The sequence below is a fragment of the Pararhodobacter zhoushanensis genome (assembly GCF_025949695.1).
In the GTDB taxonomy this organism is placed as follows: domain Bacteria; phylum Pseudomonadota; class Alphaproteobacteria; order Rhodobacterales; family Rhodobacteraceae; genus Pararhodobacter; species Pararhodobacter zhoushanensis_A.
The window spans coordinates 1,130,886-1,155,695 of the sequence record NZ_JAPDFL010000001.1 but is presented as its reverse complement, the minus strand read 5'-3'; the positions used below and the strand labels follow the sequence as shown (position 1 = coordinate 1,155,695).

The following is a 24,810-nucleotide window of genomic DNA, read 5'->3' as shown; positions in this document are numbered from 1 at the left end:
GGGGATTTTTGCATGAGGATTGCGGTATTCGGAGCGGGGGCGGTCGGTTGCTATATCGGCGGCAGGCTGGCGGCGGCGGGGGGCGATGTGGTGCTGATCGGCCGCGCGCGGATCGGGGCCGAACTGGCGCAGGGGCTGGTGTTGAGCGACTATCGCGGCGGGTCGGTGCGCTGTGATCCGCTGCCGTTTGCCCAAGGGGCTGAGGGCGCGGCAGGGGCGGGTCTGGTGCTGGTCTGCGTCAAGTCGCCGGGGAGCGAGGCCGCCGCCCGGGCGCTGCGGCCCCATCTGGCGACGGGTGCGCAGGTGATCAGCTTTCAGAACGGCATCCGCAACGCCGGGGTGCTGGCGGACGGGCTGGAGCGTCCGGTGCTGGCGGGGATGGTCGGCTTCAACGTCGCGGCGCAGGGTGAGGGGCGGTTCCATCAGGGCACGCAGGGCGATCTGCATGTGGAAGCCACGCCCGGCCTGCCGCTGGATCTGTTCGCCCGTGCCGGTCTGCCACTGAAGACCCACGCCGATATCGGGCCGGTGCTATGGGCCAAGCTGATGCTGAACCTCAACAACGCCATCAACGCGCTGTCCGGCATTCCGCTGCGCGACCAACTGGCCCAGCGCGATTTCCGCCGCTGTCTGGCGCTGGCGCAATCGGAACTGCTGGCGCTCTGCGCGCAGGCCGGGCAACCACTGGCGAAACTCTCGCCCCTGCCCGCCGCGTGGATACCGTCAGTCCTGCGCCTGCCCGATCCGATGTTCCGCGCGATTGCAGGCAGCATGCTCAGGATCGACCCGCTGGCACGCTCGTCCATGGCCGATGATCTGGCGCTGGGCCGTGCGCCCGAGCTGGACGCGATCAACGGCGAGGTGGGGCGGCTGGCCACACAGATGTGCCGCGAGGCCCCGGTCAACGCCTGCCTGACCGCGCTGGTGCGCGATGCGGCGGTGACGCCCCGGCGCTGGGAAGCAACCGAACTGCTGAGGGCGATTACCGCTGCTTGAGCGCACCGTCGATGCTGGCGCGCACATCGGGCGGCAGGGCGTCCAGCGCGCCGGCGATCTTGGCCAGATCCTCGCGCGCCGCGTGCAGCTGGTCGATCAGCGAGATCACCACGCCCAGCGCCGCCTCGTCCAGATCCAGATCCTGTGACAGATCGCACAACAACTCCAGCCGCGCGATGTCGATGCGGTGGAACACATAGCGCCCACCGTCGCGCTGGGGTTTGACCAGTTCGGTGTCGATGAACTGCACCAGCTGGCGTCGGGTCAGGCGGGTGACGCTCATCACCACGTCGCCTTCGGAAAAACGCTCGCTCATGATCCGGCCCCTTTCATCAGATCGGCGCGGGGATCGCTGCTGTGCGTCTTGCGCCATTCGCTCAGGAAGTCGCGCAGGCTGGCGTCAGGCTCGGTGGGCACGACGATCTTCAGCTCGACCTTCTGGTCGCCCGCCTTACCCCCGGCGCGCGCCACGCCCCGGCCCCGCAAGCGCAGGATCCGGCCCGAGCTGGCACCGGGCGGGATGGTCAGCCCGACCGGCCCGGCGATGGTGGGGGCGGTGACCTTGCCGCCCAGAATCGCCTCGTCCAGCGTGATCGGCAGGGTCAGCAGGATATCGTCACCCTCGCGCCGGAACACGGCATGGGGCTGTACGCGAATGGTGATCAGCGCGTCGCCTGCGGGACCGCCGCCAAAGCCGGGCATGCCCTTGCCGCGCAGGCGCAGGGTCTGGCCATCCTCGGTCCCCGCCGGGATCTTGACGGACAGCGCATTGCCATCCGGCAGGGTGATCGGCGTTTCCGCCCCGCGTACGGCGTCCAGAAACGGCACCTCCAGCGCATAGCGCGCGTCCTGCCCGGCGGCTGAGAAACCCTGCTCGCCAAAGCCGCCGCCGAACCCCTGCCCGCCCCGCGCGCGGTTGCGCAGGATCTCGGCGAAGATATCGGCGGGGTCGGCTTCAGGCCCTGCCCCGCGCCGCTGCTGGTAGCGGTTCTCGGCATCCCCGGCGAAGTCGCGGTAATACTGCCGTCTGGGTTGTTCGGCACCCAGCCCGTCGATCTCACCGGCATCATAGCGCGCGCGGGTCTCAGGGTCTTTGAGCACATCGTAAGCCGCTGAAATCGCCTTGAAACGCGCCTCCGCCTGCGGATCGTCGGGGTGCAGGTCGGGATGGCTGGTGCGCACCAGTTTGCGGTAGGCCTTCTTGATCTCGTCCGCCGTGGCCGTTTTGCTCAGGCCAAGCGCTTTATAGGGGTCGTTGAGCATCGCCGCTCCTTTGCGTCCGCCCCGCATCCCGGGGGCTGCCTGCGTCTGGATGCCACGGCTGGGGGCCTGCCGTCACTGATCCAGGTCAAGGCCCTGCAACCACAGGGCCTGATTGCGCAAAGGGACCGCGAGGAAGGCACGAAAGTCCTGACACTGGCCCATGATGAAACCACTGTGGGCCAGTGTCGTCTGGGGCCAGTGTCACCAGGGGCCAGCGTATCAAGGGCCAGTGTCGGCGTCAGGCCAGCGAAGGCGGCGGGCGAACGCCTTAGCGCCGCGCCATCGATCCGCCGAGCAGCACGCCAGCCGCAGCCGCCAGCCCCACCGCCAGCAGCGGATGCGCAAGCACCGAGCGTTCCAGCCGTGCCTCGACCGAGCGGCCAGAGTGTTCGGCCTGGCGCCGTGCGTCGTTCAGCCCGGCGGCAAGCTCTTCGGCCATGCTCTCGCCGCCGCGCCCGATGATTCCGGTGATGGATTTGGCCAGCGCCGACAGATCTTCACGCAAGGACGCCAGTTGCTGGCTGATCTCTTCGACCTCGGCGGCGGTGTCGTTTTGCGGGGTGTCGTCAATCATGATCTGAACTCCAGTCCGGGGGGTGTGCGAGCACATGTCGCCTGTACCAACGCCCGCCGCAGCGTTCGGTTGCGTGCTCTGCGCAAAATAGTGCCCGCAGGCTGCGACGGGCCGGTGATCGCCCTGAAAACGCGCGCAGCCCTGACCGGCCCGCCCCAAGGGCTAGCCGCGAACAGCCTCGCCCGCGATCTGGCGCAATTCTGTCTTCAGAACTTTGCCATAGGCGTTCTTGGGCAGATCCGGCAGGAACAGATAGCGCTTTGGCCGTTTGAACCGCGCCATCCGGGCCGTGCAGAACGCGTCCAGATCAGCCGCTTGCAGCGGGCCCTTGGCGACCACGCAGGCCACCACCACTTCGCCCCAATCGTCGTCAAAGGCCCCGATCACCGACACCTCGCGCAGGTCGGGGTGTTCCAGCAGCACATCCTCGACCTCTCGCGGGTAGATGTTGGTCCCGCCCGAGATGATCACATCCTTGGAACGATCCGTCAGAAACAGGAACCCGCCCGCGTCCAGATGCCCCAGATCGCCGGTCCACAGCCAGCCGTCGCGGATCGCCTGCGCGGTGGCCTGCGGGTTGCGCCAGTAGCCCGACATGACCAGCGGTCCACGCACGCAGATCTCGCCGGTTTCGCCGGGGGCACATTCGTCCCCGGCGGGGTCCATGATCGCAATCTCGACCGCCGCTTGCGCGTAACCGACCGAGACCCTGCGCCGGGCGGCATCGGGGTGATCCGTGTCGGCGACCAGATCGCGGGGCAGCGCCGTGATCGTCATCGGGCATTCCCCTTGCCCGTAGATCTGCGCGAAACGCGGGCCAAAGGCCCGCAATGCGGCGTCGATATCCGCCGCATACATCGGCCCGCCGCCGTAGATGATGCTCTTGATCCCCTCGCCGCGATAGCCACGCGGCTCAGCCGCCTGCACCAGCCGCTTGACCATGGTCGGTGCCGCGAACAGCACCAGGTTTCCGTGCCTGGCGGCAAGATCCATGATTTCGCCCGCATCAAACCCGCGAGACTCGGGCACCACATGCCCAGCACCGGCCCGCACGGCAGCCAGCGCATACAGCCCCGCACCATGCGACATCGGCGCGGCATAGAGCATGCGGTCATCGGCGCTCAACGGCTCGACATCGGTCGCGAAACACAGGGTCATCTGCACCAGCGTTGCATGGCTGAGCATCACGCCCTTGGGCTTGCCCGTGGTCCCTGAGGTGTAGAACAACCACGCCAAAGCGTCCGGCGCGACCCGCACGGGGCGCTGCGGCGCGTTGTCTGAGCGATCATCCACCGCGTTCAGCGCAAGGATGTCGCCCACCCAATCCGCAGGCCAGTCCGCCCGCCGGTCGGTCAGGACCAGCCCGGCCTCGGCGTGGTCAGCGATCCAGCGCGCCTCGACCGGGTGCAGCTTGGCGTTGACCGGCACGGCGACCGCGCCCAGCCACCACAGCGCATAAAGCGACACCAGATACGCGGGATCATTCGCCGCCCACAGCACCACCCGGTCGCCGGGCGCGACGCCCCGCGCCGCCAGCGTTCCGGCCCGCTGCCGCACCCGCTGCGCCAGCCCCGCGTAATCGCTCAGCAGCGCGTCGCCCGAATACAGTGCCGGGCGGCCCGGATGGGCCTGCGCCTGTTGCCACAACCAGTGCGCCAGATTCATCGTCACTCTCCCTGCGTTCAGGCCCGGTCGGCGTGCAGGACGGTCGCGTAATTCGCCACCGCCGCCCCGCCCATGTTGAAGGCCAGCGCCCATTCCGGCGTGGTCAGCTGCATCGCCCCGGCCCCGCCCGTCAACTGCCGCGCCGCCAGCGCCAGCATCGATACACCCGTGGCCCCCACCGGGTGCCCCTTGGCCTTGAGCCCGCCCGACAGGTTCACTGGCAGCGCGCCATCGGCCAGCACTGTCCCGTCGGCAATAACTCTGCCGCCCTGACCGGGCGCGGCCAGCCCCATCGCCTCGTAGATCAGCAATTCGGCGATGGTGAAGCAATCGTGGACCTCGGCGAAATCCAGATCCTGCACGGTGATCCCGGCCTGCGCATAGGCGGCCTCGATCGCCCGGCGCGGCCCTTCAAAGGCCAGAACGTCGCGTGCGGCCATCGGCAGCAGGTCGGACACGTGGCTGGCGGCGACGATGTGCACCCTGCGGGAGGCACTGGCAGCCGCGTCGGCAGAACTGAGCACCACCGCCGCCGCCCCGTCGGTAATCAGCGAGCAATCGCTGAGCTTGAGCGGCGGCGCGATCAGCGGGTTGCGATCCGAGACGGTAAGCGCGACGGCCAGATCCAGCGGTTTGTGCATCTGCGCCAAGGGGTTGTTCAGCGCGTTGGCGTGGTTCTTGACCGCGATGCGGGCCAGCGTTTCGGTCGGATCGCCATAGCGCTCGCCGTAACCCTGCGCGAGCAGGGCAAAAGCTTGCGGAAAGCTCAAGCCTGCCTCGGCCGGGTCATTCTGGTAGCCCGCCCCCGCCAGCGCGCGGGTGACATCCGCCGTCGTGCGGTGGGTCATCTTTTCCGCGCCGATCACCAGCACGTTGCGCGCCCCGCCCGCCCGGATCAGGTTGAGCGCGCCGTGAAACGCCGCCGCACCCGAGGCGCAGGCGTTCTCGCACCGCGTCGCCGGGGCAAAGCGCAGCCCGGCATCCGCCTGCATCGCCAGCGACGACGCAAAGCCATCCGGCACCAGACCGCTGTTGAAATGGCCCAGATACACCGCGTCGATATCCGAACCCTGCAACCCGGCATCCGCCAGCGCCTCGCGGGTGACCTCGGTGATCAGCTCTTCAAGCGTGGCCGACAGTTTGCCGAACCGGCTGTGGCCGGTGCCGGTGATATAGGTCTGGATTGGCATGGAAGCCCCCTCAGTGATCTTTGCCGCAGCTGCAGGTGCCATAGAGATGCGCATGGACCGGCGGTTTGCCCAGCTTCTCGCGCATCGCCTTCATGACCGCGAAGTAAGGCATCTTGTCGCGCACCGGGCGCTGATCACCGACCGAGAAATCGTCGTAGAGGGTCTGCAACGTCACGGCGACGCGCTCGGCATCGTCCCAATCGGCATAAGCGCCCAGATTGATCTCGCGCACCGCCTCGTCCCAAGCGACGCCCGCGTCATAGAACCGCCGCGCCTCGCCGGTGATGTCGACAAGGTACTGCTTCATGCGGCGCACGTCGCCCTTGGTGGCAATCGGGCCATGCCCGGCCACGATCACCTCGGCGTCCAGATCCAGCAGCACGTCACAGGCACGCACCCAGCGATGCACCGGGCCGTACCACGCAATCGGGGTGCCGCCGTTGAACAGGATATCGCCGGTATAAACGACCCCGTCGGCGGGCACGTGGATCAGCGTATCGCCCAGCGAATGCGCCGGGCCGACTTCGATCAGCTCGACGATCTTGTCACCGACCCTGATCTCCTTGTGCCCCGAGAAGGTTTCGGTCGGCGGGGTCAGCACCACGTCCGAAAAGTTGAACGGACGGAAGCATTCGCGGATGAACGCGCCCGCCGCGCCGAACTGTTCGGCGTTGTCCGCAAGGTTCTGCCAGACCGCGGGCTGGATGACCGAAAATTCATCCGCCGTGCCCTGCGAGGTGATGATCCGCGCGCCCTCGACCAGCTGATTGCCGAACGTGTGGTCGCCATCGGCATGGGTGTTGACCAGCACGTCGATCTGCCGCGTGGCCGGGATCGAGCGGCGCATGTCGTCCAGCATCTCGCCGGTCAGCTTGAGATCAAACAGCGTATCGACCAACAGCGACTGATCGCCGTCCACGATCACACCGGCGTTCGACCAGCCCCACGATCCATCGGGTTGCAGGTAAGCCCAGACGCCGTTGCCGACCTCGTGCAGGCCTTTGGTGAAGGTCCATTTGGACATGGGGTTCTCCTTACAGAAGCGCAGTCGCGAGAGAGGGGAAGAAGAAAACCAGCAGCAGCAGACCGACCATCGCCAGCGCGAAGGGAGCGGCCCCTTTGAAGATCTGCCACAGGGTGATGTCGCTGGTCGGCCCAAGCGCGGCCTTGACGACAAAGACGGCGATGCCGAAGGGCGGGGTCAAGAGCCCGATCTCGACCGCCAGAATGACCAGCACGCCGAACCAGATCAGATCGACCTGCAACGCGGCCAGCACCGGATAGGCGATGGGAATAACCAGCAGCATGATCGACGAGCTGTCCAGAATCGTGCCCAGCACGATCATCACCAGCGCCACCAGCAGCACCACACTCGAGGCATCCAGCCCGGCGCCCATCACCTGCGCGCCCAGCCAGCTGGGCAGGCCCGACATCGCCAGCATCCGCGAATAGAGCGAGGCCGACAGGATCAGGAAACACACCGCCGCCGTGGTATGGCCGGTCTGGATCAGCACATCGCGAAACACGCGCCAGGTGATGCGCCGCTTGGCGATGGCGATCAGCGTGGCGGCGAAGGCACCGGCGGCACCGGCTTCGGTCGGGGTGAAGATCCCGCCATAGATGCCGCCCATCACCAGCGCGACCAGCAGGATGATCGGCCCCATCTTGCGGGCGATCTCGGCCCCGCTCATCAGCGGCGTGTCATCGTCATCGGGTAGCGTGCCGCCCACCCAGTTTGGCGTGACCCGCGCGGCCACCAGAATGCCCAGACTGTAGATCACGGTCAGCAACAGCCCCGGCAGGATCCCGGCGACAAACAGCGCGCCCACCGATTGCTCGGTCAGCACACCGTACAGGATGAACAGCAGCGAGGGGGGCAGCAGCATGCCCAGCACCGACGACCCGGCCACCACGCCAACGGAGAAGGATTTGGTATAACCCCGGCGGCGCATCTCGGGCACGGCCAGTTTGCTGAACACCGCCGCCGAGGCGATCGAGATCCCGGTGATCGCGGCAAAGATCGCATTGGCAACCACCGTGCCGATGCCCAGCCCGCCGCGCACCCGGCGAAAGGCCTGATGCGCCACGTCAAAGGCATCGCGGCCAATCCCGGCGGCGGCCACGACCAGCCCCATCAACACGAACAGCGGTACGACGCCGAACAGATAGTCCGAGATCGAATCCTTGAACGCCAGCACCATCATGTTGGCGGCAATGTCGAAACTGTCGCGCAGCATCCAGACACCGGCAAAGGACAGCACCAACAGCGCGATGGCCACGTGCAGCCCGGCGTAGATCAACACCAGCATCAGGGCGATGGTGATCAGGGCAACGGCGATGCCACTCATGCCTTGCCTCCTTTCAGGGCTGACCAGGCGAAGGTCAGGAATTGCAGGATCGTCGCCGCCATGCCGATGCACATCAGCGCATAAAGCGGCCAGCGCGGCAGGGTGAACACGCCGGGCGAGCCCATGAAATGCCGCGCCGGGTTGTTCCACGCCGACGACAGCGACGGCACAAACCACCACAACGCGATGGCCAGAATGCCCGCGCCGGTCAGGTTGAACAGCGCCAGCAACAGCCGCCGCGCCATCGGCGCGCGCTCGGCCAGCGCGTCGAGCAGGATGTCCGAGCGGGTCAGCCCCCGGCCCGCAGCGCGTGCGACAATTGCAGAAAGACGATGCCGACGATGGAAAACGACACCATCTCGGGCACGCCCGCAATCGGCGCGTTGGCGATGTTGCGCATCGCGATGTCGGACACGATCAGCAGCATCAGCGCCACGATCCAGACCGTACCGACAGCGTTGAGCACCGCCGTGATCGCTGAAACGGGGCCGCGATCCGTCGCGGCCTCAGGAAGTGCAGGGTCAGTGCCAACCATGGGAAAAATCACCGTTCATTGGTGGAAGGGAGGCGCGGGAAGCCCCCGCGCCGCGCTGGTTGATCACGGCGCCAGATAGTCGCGCGGGAAGGTGAAGCCCTGCGCCCCCAGCAGATCGCGGTAGGCTTCCAGCACCCCGCGCCCCGGCTCGCCGCGCGCCTCGGCGGCGGCGATGAAAGCGGTGGTCGGGTTGGTCATCGCGTCGATCCAGTGCTGGCGTTCGCCCGGCTCCATCTCGACGAACTCCCCGCCCCCGGCCACATACGCCTCGCGCGCGGCGTCATAGCGGGCGGCCTGTTCGGCGTGATAGGCCTCGGTATACTCGGCAGCGGCGGTCAGGAACGCCTGGCGCGTGTCGTCCGAAAAACTGTCCCAGCGCGCCTGCGACACGCCCAGGCCACCGATATACATCGAGCCGAAATCAACCTGGTTCCAATAGGGCGCAACCTCGTACAGCCGGGCCGGGGTCGAGGCGGTGATCCAGCCGATATGGCCGCTGTAAACGCCGGTCTGAATGTCGTTGTAAAAGCTGGTGTACGAGCCCCCGACCGCAACCGCCCCGCTGCCATCCAGCCACGCATGGTTCGACGGCGCACCGCCAATGCGCAGGCCGTTCATGTCCGACAGGCTGCGGATTTCGCGGTTGGCGCCGATGTTATAGCCGTCAATCGCCACGCCGCCGCCGATATAGACGACGCCCGTCGCCTCTTGCAGCAAGTCCTGCGCGCCGGAGGCCCGCAACGCTTCTTCCGCAGCGGCGGTAACCTGCGCCGGGTCGGTCGGGCCAAAGGGCATGGCATAGGTCACGTTCAGGATCCCCGCCTCGGCCGGGTTGAACACGCCCGAGACCTGCCCGACGTCCATGATGCCGGTCTGGAAGGATTCGATCTCGGACCCCAGCCGCACCAGCGTGCCACCATAGGCTTCGGTCCACTCGACCTGCACCTCACCCGTGCGCGCCAGTTCGCGTTCCAACGCGGGGATGAAGGTTTCGTGGATGTGCTTGACCCACAAGAACACCTCGGGGTGCCCCATGGCGATGGTCAGGCGCAGCGTGTCGGTCGCCGAGGCGGGCGCGGTCAGCGCCAGCGTCGAGGCGGTCAGGGCAAGCGCCCCGAAAGTCTTGGTCATCATGTCTCTCTCCCTGAATCAGGCGCGGCGTCGAATCGCTCCAACCCTCTTCGTTCCGCGTCTTGAACAGGTGTTCAATATTATTGACCTACCTGTCAATAATATTTATACCATGATCATATTGAAGCCCCGGAGCCTCGAAGACCAATGCCCAAGACCCCCTCGCCGCTTTCTCAGGACGCCGACGCGCCCGGCACCGAACCGAAGTCGGAAAAGGCCCGCGACCGCATTCTTGCGGTGGCCGAAGAGGTCTTTGCCGAACAGGGATCTCGCCGGAACAAGCCTGCGCACCATCGCCACACGCGCCGATGTGCCGGTGGCGCTGATCTCGTATCACTTCGTTTCCAAGCTTGAGCTTTACCGCTCGATCTTCCGCCTGCGGGTGCCGACCATTGTCGGCCAGCGGCAGATCGGGCTGGAAATCGCGCGCATGGAAAGCGATCTGGATCGCCGGCTTGAACTGGTGGTCCGCGCGCTGATCGTGCCGATGCTGGGCCTGCGCAATTCAGGCCATTTCGGCGCGATCCTGGCGCGCGAGATCACCGAACCCGCCAATGTCGAGCGCGGGATCTTCACCGAGATGTTCGACCCGGTGGCCCGAATGATCCTGACGGCGCTGCACGAATGCCTGCCCGACTGGACCAAGGCCGAAGTCCATTACGCCTATAGCACCATGCTCGGCTCGATGATGTTCTTCATGGCCGACACTGGCCGTATCGCGCGCCTGAGCGACGGTGCCGCCGACCCTGACCGCAACGAGGAAGCCTCGCAGCATCTGGTCGCGATTCTGGTTGCCGGGTTGCGCCACCGCGCCCGCTGACCCAAAGATTTCTGGACAGGAGGAACAGGATGAAACTGGTGACCTATGACGCCGGCGACGGCGTGAAACGCGCAGGCGCGCTGGTCGAGGGCGGCACGCGCGTGATCGACCTGCTGGCCGCGTCGGGCGGTGACGCGCGCGTGGCCTCGGTGCTGGCCATCGCCGAAGGCGGGCCCGACGCGCTGGCCGCCGCGCAAGACGCCGAGCAGCGTGGCGCGGCGAACCACGGGCATGGCCGCACGGCGGTCACGCTGCTGGCACCGATCCAGCCGCCGCCGCAGATGCGCGACGCGCTGTGCTTCGAGACCCATCTCAAGCAGGCCTTCGCCAACGCCCGCAAACTGCGCGCGCAGGCGTTTGATGACCCCGAGGCCGCGCTCAAGGACATGGAGGCCAAAGGCATCCTGTCGATTCCGCAGACCTTCTACGACCAGCCGATCTACTACAAAGCCAACCGTTTCTCGGTGATCGGCACCGAGCAGGACGTGCTCTGGCCGCACTATTCCAACTTCATGGATTTTGAACTGGAATTTGGCTGCTACATCGGCAAACCCGGCAAGGACATCTGCAAGGAAGACGCGCGCAGCCACATCTTCGGCTACACGATCTTCAACGACATGACCGCCCGCGACGCGCAGACCGCCGAAATGGGCGGCCAGCTGGGACCGGCCAAGGGCAAGGATTTCGACACCGCAAACCCGATGGGCCCCTGTCTGGTCACGGCGGATGAAATGACCGATCCCTACAACCTGACCATGATCTGCCGCGTCAACGGCGAGGAATGGGGCCGGGGGAATTCCAGCACGATGCACTGGAAGTTCGAGGATGTGATCGCGCATGTCTCGGCCTCGGAAACCCTGCACAGCGGCGAGTTCATTGGCTCGGGCACCGTCGGCAATGGCTGCGGGCTGGAGCAGATGCGCTTTCTCAACCCCGGCGACGTGATCGAGCTTGAGGTCGACGGCATCGGCATCCTGCGCAACCGGCTTGTGCGGCCCTGATGCTGACAGCCGCCGCTTGCTGAGCGGCGGCGACACACGGGCCGTCTGAGGGTCCAGCACAAGAGGGGCGCTGCGCTTTGAGCGGCAGCGCCCCTCATTCTGCCCGGCTCAGGGCGCAGGCTGCAAGCCTTTGGACGCGGCGAGAACGCGACAGGCTGTCATGACGCGATGCCGATCACGCCGCGCTGGCTGTCGATCGCACCGCAATCTCCGCGATCGATGCCGCGTGCTCTGCAAGCGCAGACTGGCTTTCTGTCCAGGCGTCCGGGGCCACGGCCAAGGCACTCCGCAGCCAGGCCAGCGTCAACCGACGCGTCGCTTCCAAAGCGTCGGGGTCTTCGACCTCGGTCTCGCGAGCGTCCCACCCGGCGATACCCCCCAGACCATGGCCGACACCGTGGATCGTCAGCAGCGCCTCGGCCCCCGGTGCGTCGTGGAAGGCGTCGGCGTGCCACTCGGCACCCCGGGGCGTGAAACGCGGGGCGTCCTGTGCGCCGATGACCACCAGCGTCGGGATGGTGATCGCGCTGAAATCCACATCGAAAAAGGGAAAGCGAGCGGCGCTTTCCGGTGTCAGATCCGCACCACCGCGCCCCGGCGCGGCCAGCAGGATCCCGGCACGGATCCGCGGATGCGCGAAGCTCTCGCCCTGCAAGCGCGCGCCCAGCAGAAGACCGCCGGTAAAGCCGCCAAAGGAATGCCCGGCCACGGCGATCCGATCAGGGTCCAGCCGCCCGGCCACGGCGGGTGCCTGTCGCACGATCTCGGCCAGCTGGTCGAGGATGGCATGAACTTCCGCCACCCGTTCACGCCAGAAGAACGGCCCGCCGGGCTGATCGGGATCCAGTCCGCCAACCCGCGAACTGGCTTGCGTCGGCTGGATCACCGCCACACCGCGTTCGGCCCAGAACTGCGCCAAGGGCGCGTAGCCGTCCTTTGACGGGATATAGTTCGACGGACCGAAGCCGTGCAGCAGAATCACGACGGGCAGGTCATTGCCCACCGCCGGCGCGGTGAGGCGCAGCTCAAGCGGCTGGCGTCCCGGCATCGGCAGCCGGATCGGCGTATAGGCTACGGTAATCTCTGGCGCGGGCGTTGGCAGGGCGCGGGACAGGGTGATCAGTCGGTTCATGGTGTTTTCCTTTTGCAGGGTTGATTGGGTCGCCGGTCTCAGGCCGTGGCCAGACCGTCTTCGCGGAACCAGCTTTCCGCGTCCGCACCGGCGGGCAGCTTCATCGGCGCGGTCTCATCCGTGACTGCACGCCAGACGGCCCGCGCGACCTCCCGCGCCTCGGTCTTCTGCGTCGCGGACTGAAGGCTCTGGAAATAGGCCTGCACGAAGGGCGCGTACGGCTCGGGCACCGCCATGCCCATCCGCGCCACGGCGTTACGCCCAAAGGACGTTCCCGGCGCACTGCCGGGCAGCACCAGACGCGCCCGGACGCCGAATTCAGCCGCCTCCAGCGCAAAGCTTTCAGTAAAGGCGTTCAGCGCGGCCTTGCTGGCGCTGTAGATCGACAACGCGGGCAACGGGCGCAGCGTCACGCTGGAACTGACGTTGACGATGACGCCGCTGCGCCGGGCGCGCATCGCCGGCATCACGGCGCGGGTCATCGCCATCGCACCCAGCACATTGGTTTCGAACAGCTCACGGGCCCGCGCGATATCCGCGCCTTCCAGCACGTTGAGCATGCCGACACCGGCGTTGTTCACCAGCGCGTCGATCGGCCCCGCCGCAGCCAGCGCGGCGGCAATGCTGTCGGGGTCGGTCACATCCAGCGCCAGCACCTGCAGGCGGTCGGACACCGGCAACCCTTCAGCCGAGGGGCTGCGCATCGTCGCGACGACCTCCCACCCCTGATCGAGAAACTGCGCGGCGATGGCCTGACCGAAACCCGAGGAACAGCCAGTGATAAGAATTCGGGGCATAGGAACGATCCTTGTCTTGTGAGATCGAGAAATACGCGCCAAGATCCGTTCGTTCGATATACGAATGTCCGCAATCATCCATTGATCGTCCAGAAACATGCCCGACAGTCCCGCAGACCCCCTTTCCAGCGTCGTCTCGCTGCTCAAACCCTCGGTCTCGATCTCGAAGATGGTCGAGGCCGGGGGCCAGTGGCTGGTCGAGCGGCGCGATCTGGCCAGCCCCTTCTACTGCGCGATGGTCGAGGGGCGCTGCCAGTTGCACGTCGCCGGGCGTGCCCCCGTCACGCTGGTTGCCGGGGATTTCGTCCTGATCCCGCACCTGCAGGGCTTCACCATGTCCAGCGCGGTGCCGCCACCGCCACATGTCCCGCGCCTGCCGCTGGAAACCGGCCCCGGTCGCTTTCGTCTTGGCCAGTGCGACGCCCCGGTCGATGTGCGCGCCCTTGTCGGCCACTGCCGCTTTGACACGCCTGCCAGTGACCTGCTTGTGTCGCTGCTGCCCGCGATGATCCATATTTCCGGCCCGGGCCGCCTGACCGCCCTTGTGCCGATGATCCACGAAGAAACCCGCGCCCACCGTCCGGGGCGCGAGATGATCCTTGAGCGCTTGCTGGAGGTGCTGCTGATCGAATCCCTGCGCTCGGGCCCTGCGGCACGCCTGCCGCCGGGACTGCTGCGCGGCCTTTCGGATCCGCATCTGGCCAGCGCCCTGCGGCGTATCCACGACGACACCGACAGCAGCCTTTCCGTGACCGGCATGGCGAAAGAGGCCGGGATGTCGCGCTCGGGCTTCTACGCGCGGTTCCGCAAAGAGGTCGGCCGCGCGCCAATGGAATATGTCATCGACTGGCGCATGGCCGTGGCCAAGACCCTGCTGCGGCAGGGCGGGCTGACCAATGCCGAAATCGCGCTGAAGGTCGGCTACGGGTCCGCCAGCGCCTTCGGACTGGCCTTTGCCCGGCACGAGGGCCAGTCGCCCGGCGCATTCGCCGCCATGGGCAGGCGTTAACCCCAGCGGGGTTGGCGGATACGACGAACGTCAACGCCGCATCGCAACGCGCAAAAGACTGCCGTGGCAAATCACCGTCTTCACCTTGCCGTGCGATGCTGGCATATCGGCAGCATGACGGTCCGGTTCCCCCTGATTTTCGCTCTCGCGCTCGGCGTTTGCCTTGCGGTGACGAACGTTGTCTCGGCGGCACTCATGGCACCCGACAAGACCAGCCATGCCCGGGCGGTCTATGCGATGATCCTTGGGGCCTCGCAGAGCGATATCTGTAGCGATCATTCGGGGCACGGCGGGCATGAATACCATTGCCCCTTCTGTCATACCCTCTCGCAGCCCCCCCATGTCACCTCGCCCGCTGTAAGCCTTGCCTTCCGCCCGCACGATCTGTGGCGGCAGGGTGAGGCATTGCGCCGCGCGGCGCAGGGACGAAACATCAACCATTCCACACGGGCACCCCCGCGGATCGCCTGACCGGCAAAAGATCCGATGGCCACAGCGCTGACCGCGCGCAGGACCGCCCTTTGACCCGCCCGTCCCGCAGACGGGCTGCTGGAATGTACCCATGACCCAAGAGACAAACCGCACGGCCACGGCCGCGCTCTACCGCGCTGTCTGGCGCTGGCATTTCATCGCGGGACTGATCGTCCTGCCCTTCGTCCTGATCCTGTCCGTGACCGGCGGGATCTACTTGTTCAAGGATGAAATCAACAACACCGCGCATCACCAGATGCGCTTCGTCGAACCCCGGACCGATGCCTTGTCGGCCTCTCAGATCACCGCCGCCGCCCTTGCTGCCCATCCCGGCACGCTGCGGGCCTATTCGCCCGCACCGGCCCCCGACCGCAGCGCCGAGGTTGATATCACCGGCGAAGACGGGTTGCGCAACACGGTCTATGTCGACCCGTATGACGCCCGCGTTCTGGGCACGTTGTGGGACGGCGGCGCGGCGGGCAGCCCGGCGATGCATGTGGTGCGCAAGCTGCATTCGCTGGAATACGTCGGCTGGTTCGGCAACCGGCTGATCGAGGCGGCGGCGGGCTGGATGATCCTGCTCGTTGCCAGCGGCATCTACCTGTGGCTGCCGCGCGGACGCAAAACCGTCGGCACGCTGCGCATCAAAGCCACGCGGGGCCGTCCATGGTGGCGCGATCTGCACGCGGTCACCGGGATCTATACCGGTGTCTTCATCGTGTTCCTTGCGCTGACCGGCCTGCCGTGGTCCGGCGTCTGGGGAGCGAAATTCTACGACACCGCCTATGATCTGGGGCTGGGGATGCCGGATGGCTACTGGTCGGGTCTGCCGCTGTCGAGCGTCCCCACCGAAGCGGTGGTTGACCGCGCCCCCTGGATCATGGAGCGCCAGCCGATCCCCGCCTCGCCCCTCCCCGCTGCCGGAGAGCACGCAGGCCACACCGCCGCCGCGATGGCATCGGATCAGCCGGATCTGGTTGCGCCGCAGGTGCTGGACGCGGTGGTGGCCACGGTCGAAGGCCTTGGCATCGTTCCCGGCTACGCGCTGAGCCTGCCCAGCGGTCCGACCGGTGTCTTCACCGCCTCGGTCTATCCCGATGACATCAGCTTTGAACGGACGATCCACCTTGATCGCTATACCGGCGCGGTTCTGTACGACGCCGGGTTCGAGGATCTTGGCGCGCTGGGGCGCTTTGCGGAATGGGGGATCTCGGTCCACATGGGTCAGGAATGGGGTCTGGCAAACCAGATCGTCCTGCTGCTGGCCTGCCTCGCCATGGTGATGCTGTGCGTGTCGGCGGCAACGATGTGGTGGAAGCGCCGCCCCTCGGGCGCGCTGGGCATCCCGAGCGTTCCGACCGACTGGCGCATCCCGCGGACCTTGTTGGTGATGGCGATCGCGGCGGGGATCTTCTTTCCCCTTGTCGGGCTGTCGATGTTGCTGCTGGCGGTGATCGAAGTGGCCGCTCATCTGATCGCTCGCCGCCGGTCATTCGCCTGAGGCCCTGCACAGGCTGACCGCCCGCAGGGGGATGACTGAGGGAGGGGGCTGGCGTCGGCCCCTTCCGCAGGGCTCAGCGGCGGCAGGCGCGAAGGGTCGCAGGGGTTGACCAGGGACACCTTGCCAAATCCTTAACGCCCCTCCCTAAACCCCTGAAATTCCTCACCTCACCTCCCTGTCCCATCGTGGGACACGCCGCCATCCTCACAAACGGCAGACGCATGGCCCGCTTCGCCGTTGGCGCAGCTTCCCAGCATCCGGTCAGCGCGGCGACCCCGGCGTCAATCGGGCGAAGGGTCTGAAAGCGAACGGGGCGCCTGAGCGCCCCGTTTCCTTGTCACCCGAGACCGGTGTCAGAAACTCCGCCGGTAGCCGATTGCCAGCCCGTAGCCTTCATAGTCCCGCTGGCCGATCCCGTCGTAATAGCCGCTCATCGAAAACTCGCCGCCTGACCCGGTCACGTGCCTGAGCCCCAGATCCAGCCGACCGCGCGTGCCATCCACCGGCGCAGAATCGGCCACCGTCAACCCGCTGCCCGAACTGCGCGAATGCAGCGCCCGGACACCGCCTTCAACGATCCATTCCGACACGCCCAGCAAGACCGGCCATTGAACGTCCAGCCCCAGCTCTACCCGCGTCAGCGCGATATCCTGCGCGCCGATCGCGTTGCCAAGGCTGTCGGTATAAGCCCGCTGCCGGTCGGTTGTATGCGAGGCCGCGAAGGTCGGCATCAGCGTCACGTCGCCAAGCGCCACCTCGCCGGTGATCCGCGCCATCGCCAGCATCCGCTCGGTATTGAAGCGGTCGCTATAGCTGCCGAACGGGCTGATCGTGTTGCGGCTTTCACCCCATAGCAACCGGCCTTCGAAATAGAGCGGATGGTCCGGCAGCCGCCCCACCACATAAGGTCCGGCCAGCCAGCCGCTGCCCTCGATCCGGCCGATACCGTCATTGCGCGCGACATGGTCGACCTGCAGCATCGCGCCCAGATACAGCGTGTCGCTGAGCCGGTGATGCGCGCCGATGGTGCCGATCAGATAGTCCGTATCGCCGTTTGGATCAGCGCTGCGCGAACCCTGAACCTGCACCCACAGCGGCCAGTCCGCCGTCAGCGCGCCGGACATCGTGCTCACACTGAACCGCAGCCCGTCCTCGTTGGCGTTGACGTTCAGCACCCCCCGGCACAGGTTCCCTGCATCAGGCAGATAAGGCCGGGCTGATTGGACACCAGCTGCACTGCCCGGTGCAGCATGAACCGCGTGATCTGGCCCTGAGTTTCGGCGACCGTCCGGTTGGTGATCCGCACCGCATCCGACGCAAGGCTGGCATTCCCCGCCGCGTCCCGGGCAGCCCCCGCAGCAATCCGCAGCACCACATCCCCGGCCCCCGTGGCACGGATCGTGGCAGCATACCGCGTGCCGGACCCGCTGAGGGCAGTGATGCTGGCGTTTTGCGCGATGATCCCCTCAGGGGCAAAACCGGTGACGTCCTCCGAGAAGAGGATGGTTACCGAAAAGCTCGCCGCGCCGGCAAACTCGTCCGGCAGATCGACAATGGCCACCGTCGGCGCCACCGGGTCATGGGTAAAGGACACACGGTTCGAGGCCGCAGCATTGGCGTTGCCCGCCGCATCCGTGAAGCTTCCCGCCGTGACCTGTGCCGAGACGGTGCCCGCTGCCAGCGGCGTGACGACCAGCGTGTAGCCGGTGCCCGTGCCGCTGAGCACACCCGTCGCGTTTTCAAGCGCGATGTCCCCGAGGGCAAAGTCATCGGCCGCCTCGCTGAGCGTGATCTCGGCGCTGAACGTACCGCCCTGGGGTCCGGTGAAATCCGAGATCGTGACCGAGGGGGCGGTGGCGTCATACTCGCTGCTGGCCTGCACCGCAGCCGTGTTGCCATTACCCCCTGCGTCCTCGGCCACAGCCGCCGCGACGTCCAGCGTCACCGGGCCGTCCGCCGTCGGCGTGATCAGCGCGGTATAGACCGTGCTGCTGCTCGCCGCGAAGCCCGAGACCGCCGCGTTGCTAACCATGATATCGCCCGCCGCAAAGCCGGTAACCGCCTCGCTGAAGGTAAACGTCGCGGTGAATGGCGCGCTCGACAGCGCTGGCACGCCGGTGATGCTGACCGACGGCGCGGTGGCATCGTACTCCGAGACCGCCTGCACCGCAGCCGTGTTCCCGTTGCCCCCCGCGTCCTCGGCCACAGCCGCCGCGACGTCCAGCGTCACCGGGCCATCCGCCGTCGGCGTGATCAGCGCGGTGTAGACCGTGCTGCTGCTGGCCGAGAAGCCCGAAACCGCCGCGTTGGTAACCGTGATGTCCCCCGCCGCAAAGCCGGTAACCGCCTCGCTAAAGGTAAAGGTCGCGGTGAACGGCGCGCTCGACAGCGCTGGGACGCCGGTGATGGTGACCGAGGGGGCCGTCGCGTCGTACTGGCTGCTGGCCTGCACGGCCGCCGTATTGCCGTTGCCCCCCGCGTCCTCGGCCACAGCCGCCGCAACATCCAGCGTGACCGGGCCGTCCGCCGTCGGCGTGATCAGCGCGGTGTAGACCGTGCTGCTGCTGGCCGAGAAGCCCGAGACCGACGCGTTGCTAACCACGATATCCCCCGCCGCGAAGCCGGTAACCGCCTCGCTGAAGGTGAAGGTCGCGGTGAACGGCGCGCTGGTCAGCGCCGGGACGCCGGTGATGGCGACCGACGGCGCGGTGGCGTCGTATTGGCTGCTGGCTTGGGTTGCAGCCGTGTTCCCGTTGCCCCCCGCGTCCTCGGCCACGTCCGCCGCGACGTCCAGCGTCACCGGGCCATCCGCCGTCGGCGTGATCAGCGCGGTGTAGACCGTGCTGCTGCTCGCCGCGAAGCCCGAGACCGACGCGTTGCTAACCATGATATCCCCCGCCACGAAGCCGGTAACCGCCTCGCTGAAGGTGAAGGTCGCGGTGAACGGCGCGCTGGTCAGCGCCGGGACGCCGGTGATCGTGACCGAAGGGGCCGTGGCGTCGTACTCCGAGACCGCCTGCACCGCAGCCGTGTTGCCGTTGCCCCCTGCGTCCTCGGCCGCAGCCGCCGCGACGTCCAGTGTCACCGGGCCGTCCGCCGTCGGGCTGATCAGCGCGGTATAGACCGTGCTGCTACTCGCCGCGAAGCCCGAGACCGACGCGTTGGCAACCATGATATCCCCCGCCGCGAAGCCGGTAACCGCCTCGCTGAAGGTGAACGTCGCGGTGAACGGTGCGCTCGACAGGGTCGGCACGCCGGTGATGGTGATCGAGGGGGCGGTGGCGTCGTATTGGCTGCTGGCTTGGGTTGCCGCCGTGTTGCCATTACCCCCTGCGTCCTCGGCCACAGCCGCCGCGACGTCCAGCGTCACCGTGCCGTCTGCCGTCGGGCTGATCAGCGCGGTGTAGACCGTGCTGCTGCTCGCCGCGAAGCCCGAGACCGACGCGTTGGCAACCATGATATCCCCCGCTGCGAAGCCGGTAACCGCCTCACTGAAGGTGAAGGTCGCGGTGAACGGCGCGCTCGACAGGGTCGGCACGCCGGTGATGGTGACCGAGGGCGCGGTGGCGTCGTACTCCGAGACCGCCTGCACCGCAGCCGTGTTGCCGTTGCCCCCTGCGTCCTCGGCCGCAGCCGCCGCGACGTCCAGTGTCACCGGGCCGTCCGCCGCCGGCGTGATCAGCGCGGTATAGACCGTGCTGCTGCTCGCCGCGAAGCCCGAGACCGCCGCGTTGGTAACCGTGATATCCCCCGCCGCGAAGCCGGTAACCGCCTCGCTGAACGTAAAGGTCGCGGTGAACGCTGCGCTCGACAGCGCCGGCACGCCGGTGATGGCGACCGAGGGGGCGGTGGCGTCATACTCGCTGCTGGCTTGCACCGCAGCCGTGTTGCCGTTGCCGCCTGCGTCCTCGGCCACAGCCGCCGCGACGTCCAGCGTCACCGGGCCGTCCGCCGTCGGCGTGATCAGCGCGGTGTAGACCGTGCTGCTGCTGGCCGCGAAGCCCGAGACCGACGCGTTGCTAACCACGATATCCCCCGCCACGAAGCCGGTAACCGCCTCGCTGAAGGTGAACGTCGCGGTGAACGGCGCGCTCGACAGCGCCGGGACGCCTGTGATGGTGACCGAGGGGGCCGTCGCGTCGTATTGGCTGCTGGCTTGGGTTGCCGCCGTGTTGCCATTACCCCCTGCGTCTTCGGCCACTTCAGCCGCGACGTCCAGTGTCACCGGGCCGTCCGCCGTCGGGGTGATCAGCGCGGTGTAGACCGTGCTGCTGCTCGCCGCGAAGCCCGAGACCGCCGCGTTGCTAACCACGATATCGCCCGCCGCGAAGCCGGTGACCGCCTCGCTGAAGGTAAAGGTCGCGGTGAACGCTGCGCTCGACAGCGCCGGCACGCCGGTGATGGTGACCGAAGGGGCCGTGGCGTCGTACTCCGAGACCGCCTGCACCGCAGCCGTGTTGCCGTTGCCCCCCGCGTCCTCGGCCACAGCCGCCGCGACGTCCAGCGTCACCGGGCCGTCCGCCGTCGGGCTGATCAGCGCGGTATAGACCGTGCTGCTGCTCGCCGCGAAGCCCGAGACCGCCGCGTTGGTAACCGTGATGTCCCCCGCCGCGAAGCCGGTAACCGCCTCGCTGAAGGTGAAGGTCGCGGTGAACGGTGCGCTCGACAGGGTCGGAACGCCGGTGATGGCGACCGACGGCGCGGTCGCGTCGTACTGGCTGCCGGCTTGCACCGCAGCCGTGTTGCCGTTGCCGCCCGCGTCCTCGGCCACGTCCGCCGCGACGTCCAGCGTCACCGGGCCGTCCGCCGTCGGGGTGATCAGCGCGGTGTAGACCGTGCTGCTGCTGGCCGCGAAGCCCGAGACCGCCGCGTTGCTAACCACGATGTCCCCCGCCGCAAAGCCGGTAACCGCCTCGCTGAAGGTAAAGGTCGCGGTGAACGGCGCGCTCGACAGGGTCGGCACGCCGGTGATGGTGACCGAAGGGGCGGTCGCGTCGTACTCCGAGACCGCCTGCACCGCAGCCGTGTTGCCGTTGCCGGTTGAATCCTCGGCCACGTCCGCCGCGACGTCCAGTGTCACCGGGCCGTCCGCCGTCGGGCTGATCAGCGCGGTGTAGACCGTGCTGCTGCTCGCCGCGAAGCCCGAGACCGACGCGTTGCTAACCGTGATATCGCCCGCCGCAAAGCCGGTGACCGCCTCGCTGAAGGTAAAGGTCGCGGTGAACGGTGCGCTCGACAGGGTCGGCACGCCGGTGATGCTGACCGACGGCGCGGTGGCGTCGTACTCCGAGACCGCCTGCACCGCAGCGCTGTTCCCGTTGCCCCCCGCGTCCTCGGCCACGTCCGCCGCGACGTCCAGCGTCACCGGGCCGTCTGCCGTCGGCGTGATCAGCGCGGTGTAGACCGTGCTGCTGCTCGCCGCGAAGCCCGAGACCGACGCGTTGGTAACCACGATATCCCCCGCCGCGAAGCCGGTAACCGCCTCGCTGAAGGTGAAGGTCGCGGTGAATGGCGCGCTGGTCAGCGCCGGGACGCCGGTGATGGTGACCGACGGCGCGGTGGCGTCGTAATCCGACACCGCCTGCACCGCAGCCGTGTTTCCGTTGCCCCCTGCGTCCTCGGCCACGTCCGCCGCGACGTCCAGCGTCACCGGGCCATCCGCCGTCGGCGTGATCAGCGCGGTATAGACCGTGCTGCTGCTCGCCGCGAAGCCCGAGACCGACGCGTTGCTAACCACGATATCGCCCGCCGCGAAGCCGGTAACCGCCTCGCTAAAGGTAAAGGTCGCGGTGAACGGCGCGCTCGACAGGGTCGGCACGCCGGTGATGGTGATCGAGGGGGCGGTGGCGTCGTATTGGCTGCTGGCTTGGGTTGCCGCCGTGTTGCCATTACCCCCCGCGTCCTCGGCCACAGCTGCCGCGACGTCCAGCGTCACCGGGCCGTCCGCCGTCGGCGTGATCAGCGCGGTGTAGACCGTGCTGCTGCTGGCTGCAAAGCCCGAGACCGCCGCGTTGGTAACCGTGATATCGCCCGCCGCGAAGCCGGTGACCGCCTCGCTGAAGGTGAACGTCGCGGTGAACGGCGCGCTCGACAGGGTCGGCACGCCGGTGATGGTGACCGAAGGGGCCGTCGCGTCGTACTCCGAGACCGCCTGCACCGCAGCCGTGTTGCCGTTGCCGCCCGCGTCCTCGGCCACAGCCGCCGCGACGTCCAGGGTCACCGGGCCATCCGCTGTCGGCGTGATCAGCGCGGTATAGACCGTGCTGCTGCTCGCCGAGAAACCCGAGACCGCCGCGTTGGTAACCGTGATATCGCCCGCCGCGAAGCCGGTAACCGCCTCGCTGAAGGTAAAGGTCGCGGTGAACGGCGCGCTGGTCAGCGCCGGGACGCCGGTGATGGTGACCGAGGGGGCGGTGGCGTCATAGTCTGCGCTGACGCTGGCGGCGGCGGTGTTGTCATTGCCGGCAGCATCCTTGGCGACCGCTGCGGGCAGCGCGACGCTGACGGTGCCGTCGGCTTGGGGCGTCAGGGTGATCTCGTAGACGGCATCGGTGCCGGTCATCGTGGCCGTAGCATTGACCAGGGTAAGATCCGACAGGCTGAAGCCTATGACCGGCTCGCTGAAGGTGAGGGTGGTGGTGAACACGCCGCTATCCGGCCCGACCAGCGGCGAAAACCCAGCGGTGGGGGCGGTGGTGTCGACGCTTCTTGCGCGCATGTAGAAATAGTAGGTGCTTTGGGCCGGTGCGTCGGACGCGACCTGAATCACGCTGGTATGCGTTCCGAGCAGGACAGGCTCATAGGTCACGGTGAAGGTTTCACTGGCTCCGGGCGCGACGGTGAAGGTTTGGGGTGAGACGGAATAATAGCTGCTGCCATCTTCGATCCCCGAGATCGTAAGCGTGCGCGTTCCAGGGTTGGTGACGACGAAATCCTGCGTCGCGCTTCCGGGGGACTCGATCGCGCCCAGATCGGTGCCGTTCGCGGTCACGGGCGTCGTGGCGCCGGGCGCGATCAACTGGCCGTTGCCGCGGATCTCGATTCCGGGCACGCCGGCGAAGGTGGCCGTGACAGGACCGGCCGCCACATTGCCAAAGCTGGCACCGTCCTGGGCAGCGGCGGCAGGGATGGCGTAGCTGACCGTACCGGCCGCCACCGCCGTCAGAACGACGCCGTAGACGGTTGTCGACACCGCCGTCACCGTCGCGGTGGCGTTGAGCAGCGTCAGGTCGGTGGCCGTGAAACCCGTAACCGGCTCGGAGAAGGTCACCTGCGAGGTATAGACTCCGTTGCCAGCCGGGCTCTGCAGCGCGCTCAGCGTCGCGGTGGGCGGCGACGTATCGACGCCCTCTCCTCCGACGGCAAAGGTATAGGGGCTGTCGGGATCATCGCTTACCACGGTCACAATGGCGCTGAACACGCCGATGCTGGGCGGATCGAACCGGATGCCAGTGGTCGCGATGCCGCCGACACCAACGGAAGACGGAAAATTCAGAACCGAGAAACCCGATCCGGATGTGACGGTGACCGAGGATATGTTCAGCGTGTCAGTGCCGCTGTTGAACAGCCTGAAGGTGCGGTTCTCAGATCCGGTCGTGTGATCCTGCTGATCGTAAACTGTGCCCAAGGCACTGCTTGCCGATGGTGACCCGTCCGGGATCAGGACCGTGACGCCGCCCGACAAACCATAGACGGCAAGCTCGGGCTCGCTGGGGACGATACCGGTGCCGCTGACCGCAAAGGTATAGGACGGGTCGGTGCCGGCGTCGGTTTGGAATGTCACGGTTCCAGAGGCGGCACCGGCGCTGCTTGGGTCGAAGCGGATGGTGAAATCCGTGAGGCCCGGGGCGGCAGTGGCCGAGGAGATGCCGACAAAGAACGGGCCGGTGACGCCGACAGAGTTGATGTTGAGGTTCATTGCGCCGGCGTTGCGAATCTGGAACGTGCGGGTTACCGACGCCCCTTCCGTTGCAACGTCGCCGAAATCGGTGCCATCAATCGTGCTTGTGGTAGTTTCACCATTGGCGATGACGGAACTGTCGGTGCCAAGGATCTCGATCTGAGCCGGTGCCGGCACGCAATCGGGGTCGGCGGCCATGTTGATTGAAACCGGGACGTAAAAGGCGCCAAAACCGGAAGCGATATCCGGTGGGCTGAGCGGAGAAACGTTGCTGGAACGTCCCATGCCTGCATCGGTGAAAGACCCGTACATGGCAAACCAGGCATTCGTGCCAATCAAATTGGCCTGCCCAAACTCGTAGTTGCTAACGCCGCCTGTCAAGGTCGAGCCGCCCGGAGTCACGCTGGTTGCACGAAGCGTCCAGCTCGGGCTGGTAGTCTCCCAACTGTTTATGGACGTGGCCTCTCCCGGACCGCT

At 67.1% G+C, this 24,810-nt stretch carries 20 protein-coding genes; 6 read left to right on the top strand and 14 right to left on the bottom strand.

Going from position 1 to position 24,810, the window contains the following annotated elements; all coding sequences use genetic code 11:
• Positions 1 to 12 precede the first annotated feature (12 nt).
• Complete coding sequence (locus OKW52_RS05655; RefSeq protein WP_264504852.1) at positions 13 to 996, top strand: 2-dehydropantoate 2-reductase; 984 nt, start codon at positions 13 to 15, stop codon at positions 994 to 996.
• Here the strand turns inward: OKW52_RS05655 and OKW52_RS05650 are convergent.
• From OKW52_RS05650 to OKW52_RS05605, 10 genes are all read right to left on the bottom strand, one after another.
• Positions 983 to 1,312: a chaperone modulator CbpM gene (locus OKW52_RS05650; protein WP_264504851.1), complete on the bottom strand. Its 330-nt coding sequence runs from the start codon at positions 1,310 to 1,312 to the stop codon at positions 983 to 985. The two genes, OKW52_RS05655 and OKW52_RS05650, sit on opposite strands and share 14 nt — an antisense overlap.
• Complete coding sequence (locus tag OKW52_RS05645) at positions 1,309 to 2,259, bottom strand: J domain-containing protein (RefSeq protein ID WP_264504850.1); 951 nt, start codon at positions 2,257 to 2,259, stop codon at positions 1,309 to 1,311. The genes OKW52_RS05650 and OKW52_RS05645 overlap by 4 nt, the downstream gene beginning before the upstream one ends.
• 268 nt (positions 2,260 to 2,527) lie before the next feature.
• Complete coding sequence (locus OKW52_RS05640) at positions 2,528 to 2,833, bottom strand: hypothetical protein (protein WP_264504849.1); 306 nt, start codon at positions 2,831 to 2,833, stop codon at positions 2,528 to 2,530.
• Between the two features lie 162 nt (positions 2,834 to 2,995).
• Entirely contained in the window at positions 2,996 to 4,498 is a 1,503-nt protein-coding gene (locus OKW52_RS05635; RefSeq protein ID WP_264504848.1) for a class I adenylate-forming enzyme family protein, read from the bottom strand.
• Positions 4,499 to 4,515: 17 nt separating this feature from the next.
• Positions 4,516 to 5,688 carry a thiolase domain-containing protein gene (locus OKW52_RS05630; RefSeq protein ID WP_264504847.1) on the bottom strand — a complete coding sequence of 391 codons (1,173 nt, stop codon included), beginning with the start codon at positions 5,686 to 5,688 and terminating at the stop codon, positions 4,516 to 4,518.
• Positions 5,689 to 5,698: 10 nt separating this feature from the next.
• The gene (locus tag OKW52_RS05625) at positions 5,699 to 6,712 is read right to left on the bottom strand and encodes an MBL fold metallo-hydrolase (RefSeq protein WP_264504846.1); all 1,014 of its coding nucleotides are present in this window, start codon (positions 6,710 to 6,712) and stop codon (positions 5,699 to 5,701) included.
• 10 nt (positions 6,713 to 6,722) lie between these two features.
• Positions 6,723 to 8,036 (bottom strand): TRAP transporter large permease, encoded by a 1,314-nt coding sequence (locus OKW52_RS05620; RefSeq protein ID WP_264504845.1) that lies wholly within the window; start codon positions 8,034 to 8,036, stop codon positions 6,723 to 6,725.
• Positions 8,033 to 8,281: a hypothetical protein gene (locus OKW52_RS05615; RefSeq protein WP_264504844.1), complete on the bottom strand. Its 249-nt coding sequence runs from the start codon at positions 8,279 to 8,281 to the stop codon at positions 8,033 to 8,035. Before OKW52_RS05615 ends, OKW52_RS05620 begins: the two co-directional genes overlap by 4 nt.
• Positions 8,282 to 8,325: 44 nt before the next feature.
• Positions 8,326 to 8,571: a hypothetical protein gene (locus OKW52_RS05610; RefSeq protein ID WP_264504843.1), complete on the bottom strand. Its 246-nt coding sequence runs from the start codon at positions 8,569 to 8,571 to the stop codon at positions 8,326 to 8,328.
• Between the two features lie 63 nt (positions 8,572 to 8,634).
• Complete coding sequence (locus OKW52_RS05605; RefSeq protein WP_264504842.1) at positions 8,635 to 9,705, bottom strand: C4-dicarboxylate TRAP transporter substrate-binding protein; 1,071 nt, start codon at positions 9,703 to 9,705, stop codon at positions 8,635 to 8,637.
• Between the two features lie 250 nt (positions 9,706 to 9,955).
• Here OKW52_RS05605 and OKW52_RS05600 point away from each other — a divergent pair, with 250 nt between their 5' ends.
• Both OKW52_RS05600 and OKW52_RS05595 read left to right on the top strand, forming a co-directional pair.
• Complete coding sequence (locus OKW52_RS05600; RefSeq protein ID WP_264504841.1) at positions 9,956 to 10,522, top strand: TetR/AcrR family transcriptional regulator; 567 nt, start codon at positions 9,956 to 9,958, stop codon at positions 10,520 to 10,522.
• A 29-nt stretch (positions 10,523 to 10,551) separates the two neighbouring features.
• The gene (locus OKW52_RS05595) at positions 10,552 to 11,523 is read left to right on the top strand and encodes a fumarylacetoacetate hydrolase family protein (RefSeq protein WP_264504840.1); all 972 of its coding nucleotides are present in this window, start codon (positions 10,552 to 10,554) and stop codon (positions 11,521 to 11,523) included.
• A gap of 175 nt (positions 11,524 to 11,698) precedes the next feature.
• On the opposite strand, the gene OKW52_RS05590 is transcribed toward OKW52_RS05595, so the two are convergent.
• A complete protein-coding gene (locus tag OKW52_RS05590; protein WP_264504839.1) occupies positions 11,699 to 12,655 on the bottom strand; it encodes an alpha/beta hydrolase family protein in 957 nt (318 codons plus the stop codon).
• Positions 12,656 to 12,693: 38 nt separating this feature from the next.
• Positions 12,694 to 13,452 (bottom strand): SDR family oxidoreductase, encoded by a 759-nt coding sequence (locus tag OKW52_RS05585; RefSeq protein ID WP_264504838.1) that lies wholly within the window; start codon positions 13,450 to 13,452, stop codon positions 12,694 to 12,696.
• A gap of 97 nt (positions 13,453 to 13,549) precedes the next feature.
• Here OKW52_RS05585 and OKW52_RS05580 point away from each other — a divergent pair, with 97 nt between their 5' ends.
• The 3 genes from OKW52_RS05580 to OKW52_RS05570 all read left to right on the top strand — a co-directional run bounded on the left by OKW52_RS05580 (position 13,550) and on the right by OKW52_RS05570 (position 16,433).
• The gene (locus OKW52_RS05580) at positions 13,550 to 14,461 is read left to right on the top strand and encodes an AraC family transcriptional regulator (protein ID WP_264504837.1); all 912 of its coding nucleotides are present in this window, start codon (positions 13,550 to 13,552) and stop codon (positions 14,459 to 14,461) included.
• Positions 14,462 to 14,656: 195 nt separating this feature from the next.
• Positions 14,657 to 14,932 carry a DUF2946 family protein gene (locus OKW52_RS05575; RefSeq protein ID WP_264504836.1) on the top strand — a complete coding sequence of 92 codons (276 nt, stop codon included), beginning with the start codon at positions 14,657 to 14,659 and terminating at the stop codon, positions 14,930 to 14,932.
• A 91-nt stretch (positions 14,933 to 15,023) separates the two neighbouring features.
• Complete coding sequence (locus OKW52_RS05570; RefSeq protein ID WP_264504835.1) at positions 15,024 to 16,433, top strand: PepSY-associated TM helix domain-containing protein; 1,410 nt, start codon at positions 15,024 to 15,026, stop codon at positions 16,431 to 16,433.
• 353 nt (positions 16,434 to 16,786) lie between these two features.
• On the opposite strand, the gene OKW52_RS05565 is transcribed toward OKW52_RS05570, so the two are convergent.
• A complete protein-coding gene (locus OKW52_RS05565; RefSeq protein ID WP_264504834.1) occupies positions 16,787 to 17,608 on the bottom strand; it encodes an autotransporter outer membrane beta-barrel domain-containing protein in 822 nt (273 codons plus the stop codon).
• On the bottom strand, positions 17,602 to 24,618 hold the full coding sequence (locus OKW52_RS05560) for an Ig-like domain-containing protein (protein ID WP_264504833.1): 7,017 nt from the start codon (positions 24,616 to 24,618) through the stop codon (positions 17,602 to 17,604). Before OKW52_RS05560 ends, OKW52_RS05565 begins: the two co-directional genes overlap by 7 nt.
• Positions 24,619 to 24,810 lie beyond the last annotated feature (192 nt).

Bases quoted from the DNA above. Each gene is read 5' to 3' on its own strand.
- OKW52_RS05655 (WP_264504852.1), top strand. From the start codon at position 13: ATGAGGATTGCGGTATTCGGAGCGGGGGCGGTCGGTTGCTATATCGGC.
- OKW52_RS05650 (WP_264504851.1), bottom strand. From the start codon at position 1,312: ATGAGCGAGCGTTTTTCCGAAGGCGACGTGGTGATGAGCGTCACCCGC.
- OKW52_RS05645 (WP_264504850.1), bottom strand. From the start codon at position 2,259: ATGCTCAACGACCCCTATAAAGCGCTTGGCCTGAGCAAAACGGCCACG.
- OKW52_RS05640 (WP_264504849.1), bottom strand. From the start codon at position 2,833: ATGATTGACGACACCCCGCAAAACGACACCGCCGCCGAGGTCGAAGAG.
- OKW52_RS05635 (WP_264504848.1), bottom strand. From the start codon at position 4,498: ATGAATCTGGCGCACTGGTTGTGGCAACAGGCGCAGGCCCATCCGGGC.
- OKW52_RS05630 (WP_264504847.1), bottom strand. From the start codon at position 5,688: ATGCCAATCCAGACCTATATCACCGGCACCGGCCACAGCCGGTTCGGC.
- OKW52_RS05625 (WP_264504846.1), bottom strand. From the start codon at position 6,712: ATGTCCAAATGGACCTTCACCAAAGGCCTGCACGAGGTCGGCAACGGC.
- OKW52_RS05620 (WP_264504845.1), bottom strand. From the start codon at position 8,036: ATGAGTGGCATCGCCGTTGCCCTGATCACCATCGCCCTGATGCTGGTG.
- OKW52_RS05615 (WP_264504844.1), bottom strand. From the start codon at position 8,281: ATGGCGCGGCGGCTGTTGCTGGCGCTGTTCAACCTGACCGGCGCGGGC.
- OKW52_RS05610 (WP_264504843.1), bottom strand. From the start codon at position 8,571: ATGGTTGGCACTGACCCTGCACTTCCTGAGGCCGCGACGGATCGCGGC.
- OKW52_RS05605 (WP_264504842.1), bottom strand. From the start codon at position 9,705: ATGATGACCAAGACTTTCGGGGCGCTTGCCCTGACCGCCTCGACGCTG.
- OKW52_RS05595 (WP_264504840.1), top strand. From the start codon at position 10,552: ATGAAACTGGTGACCTATGACGCCGGCGACGGCGTGAAACGCGCAGGC.
- OKW52_RS05590 (WP_264504839.1), bottom strand. From the start codon at position 12,655: ATGAACCGACTGATCACCCTGTCCCGCGCCCTGCCAACGCCCGCGCCA.
- OKW52_RS05585 (WP_264504838.1), bottom strand. From the start codon at position 13,452: ATGCCCCGAATTCTTATCACTGGCTGTTCCTCGGGTTTCGGTCAGGCC.
- OKW52_RS05580 (WP_264504837.1), top strand. From the start codon at position 13,550: ATGCCCGACAGTCCCGCAGACCCCCTTTCCAGCGTCGTCTCGCTGCTC.
- OKW52_RS05575 (WP_264504836.1), top strand. From the start codon at position 14,657: ATGGCACCCGACAAGACCAGCCATGCCCGGGCGGTCTATGCGATGATC.
- OKW52_RS05570 (WP_264504835.1), top strand. From the start codon at position 15,024: ATGACCCAAGAGACAAACCGCACGGCCACGGCCGCGCTCTACCGCGCT.
- OKW52_RS05560 (WP_264504833.1), bottom strand. From the start codon at position 24,618: ATGGGACGTTCCAGCAACGTTTCTCCGCTCAGCCCACCGGATATCGCT.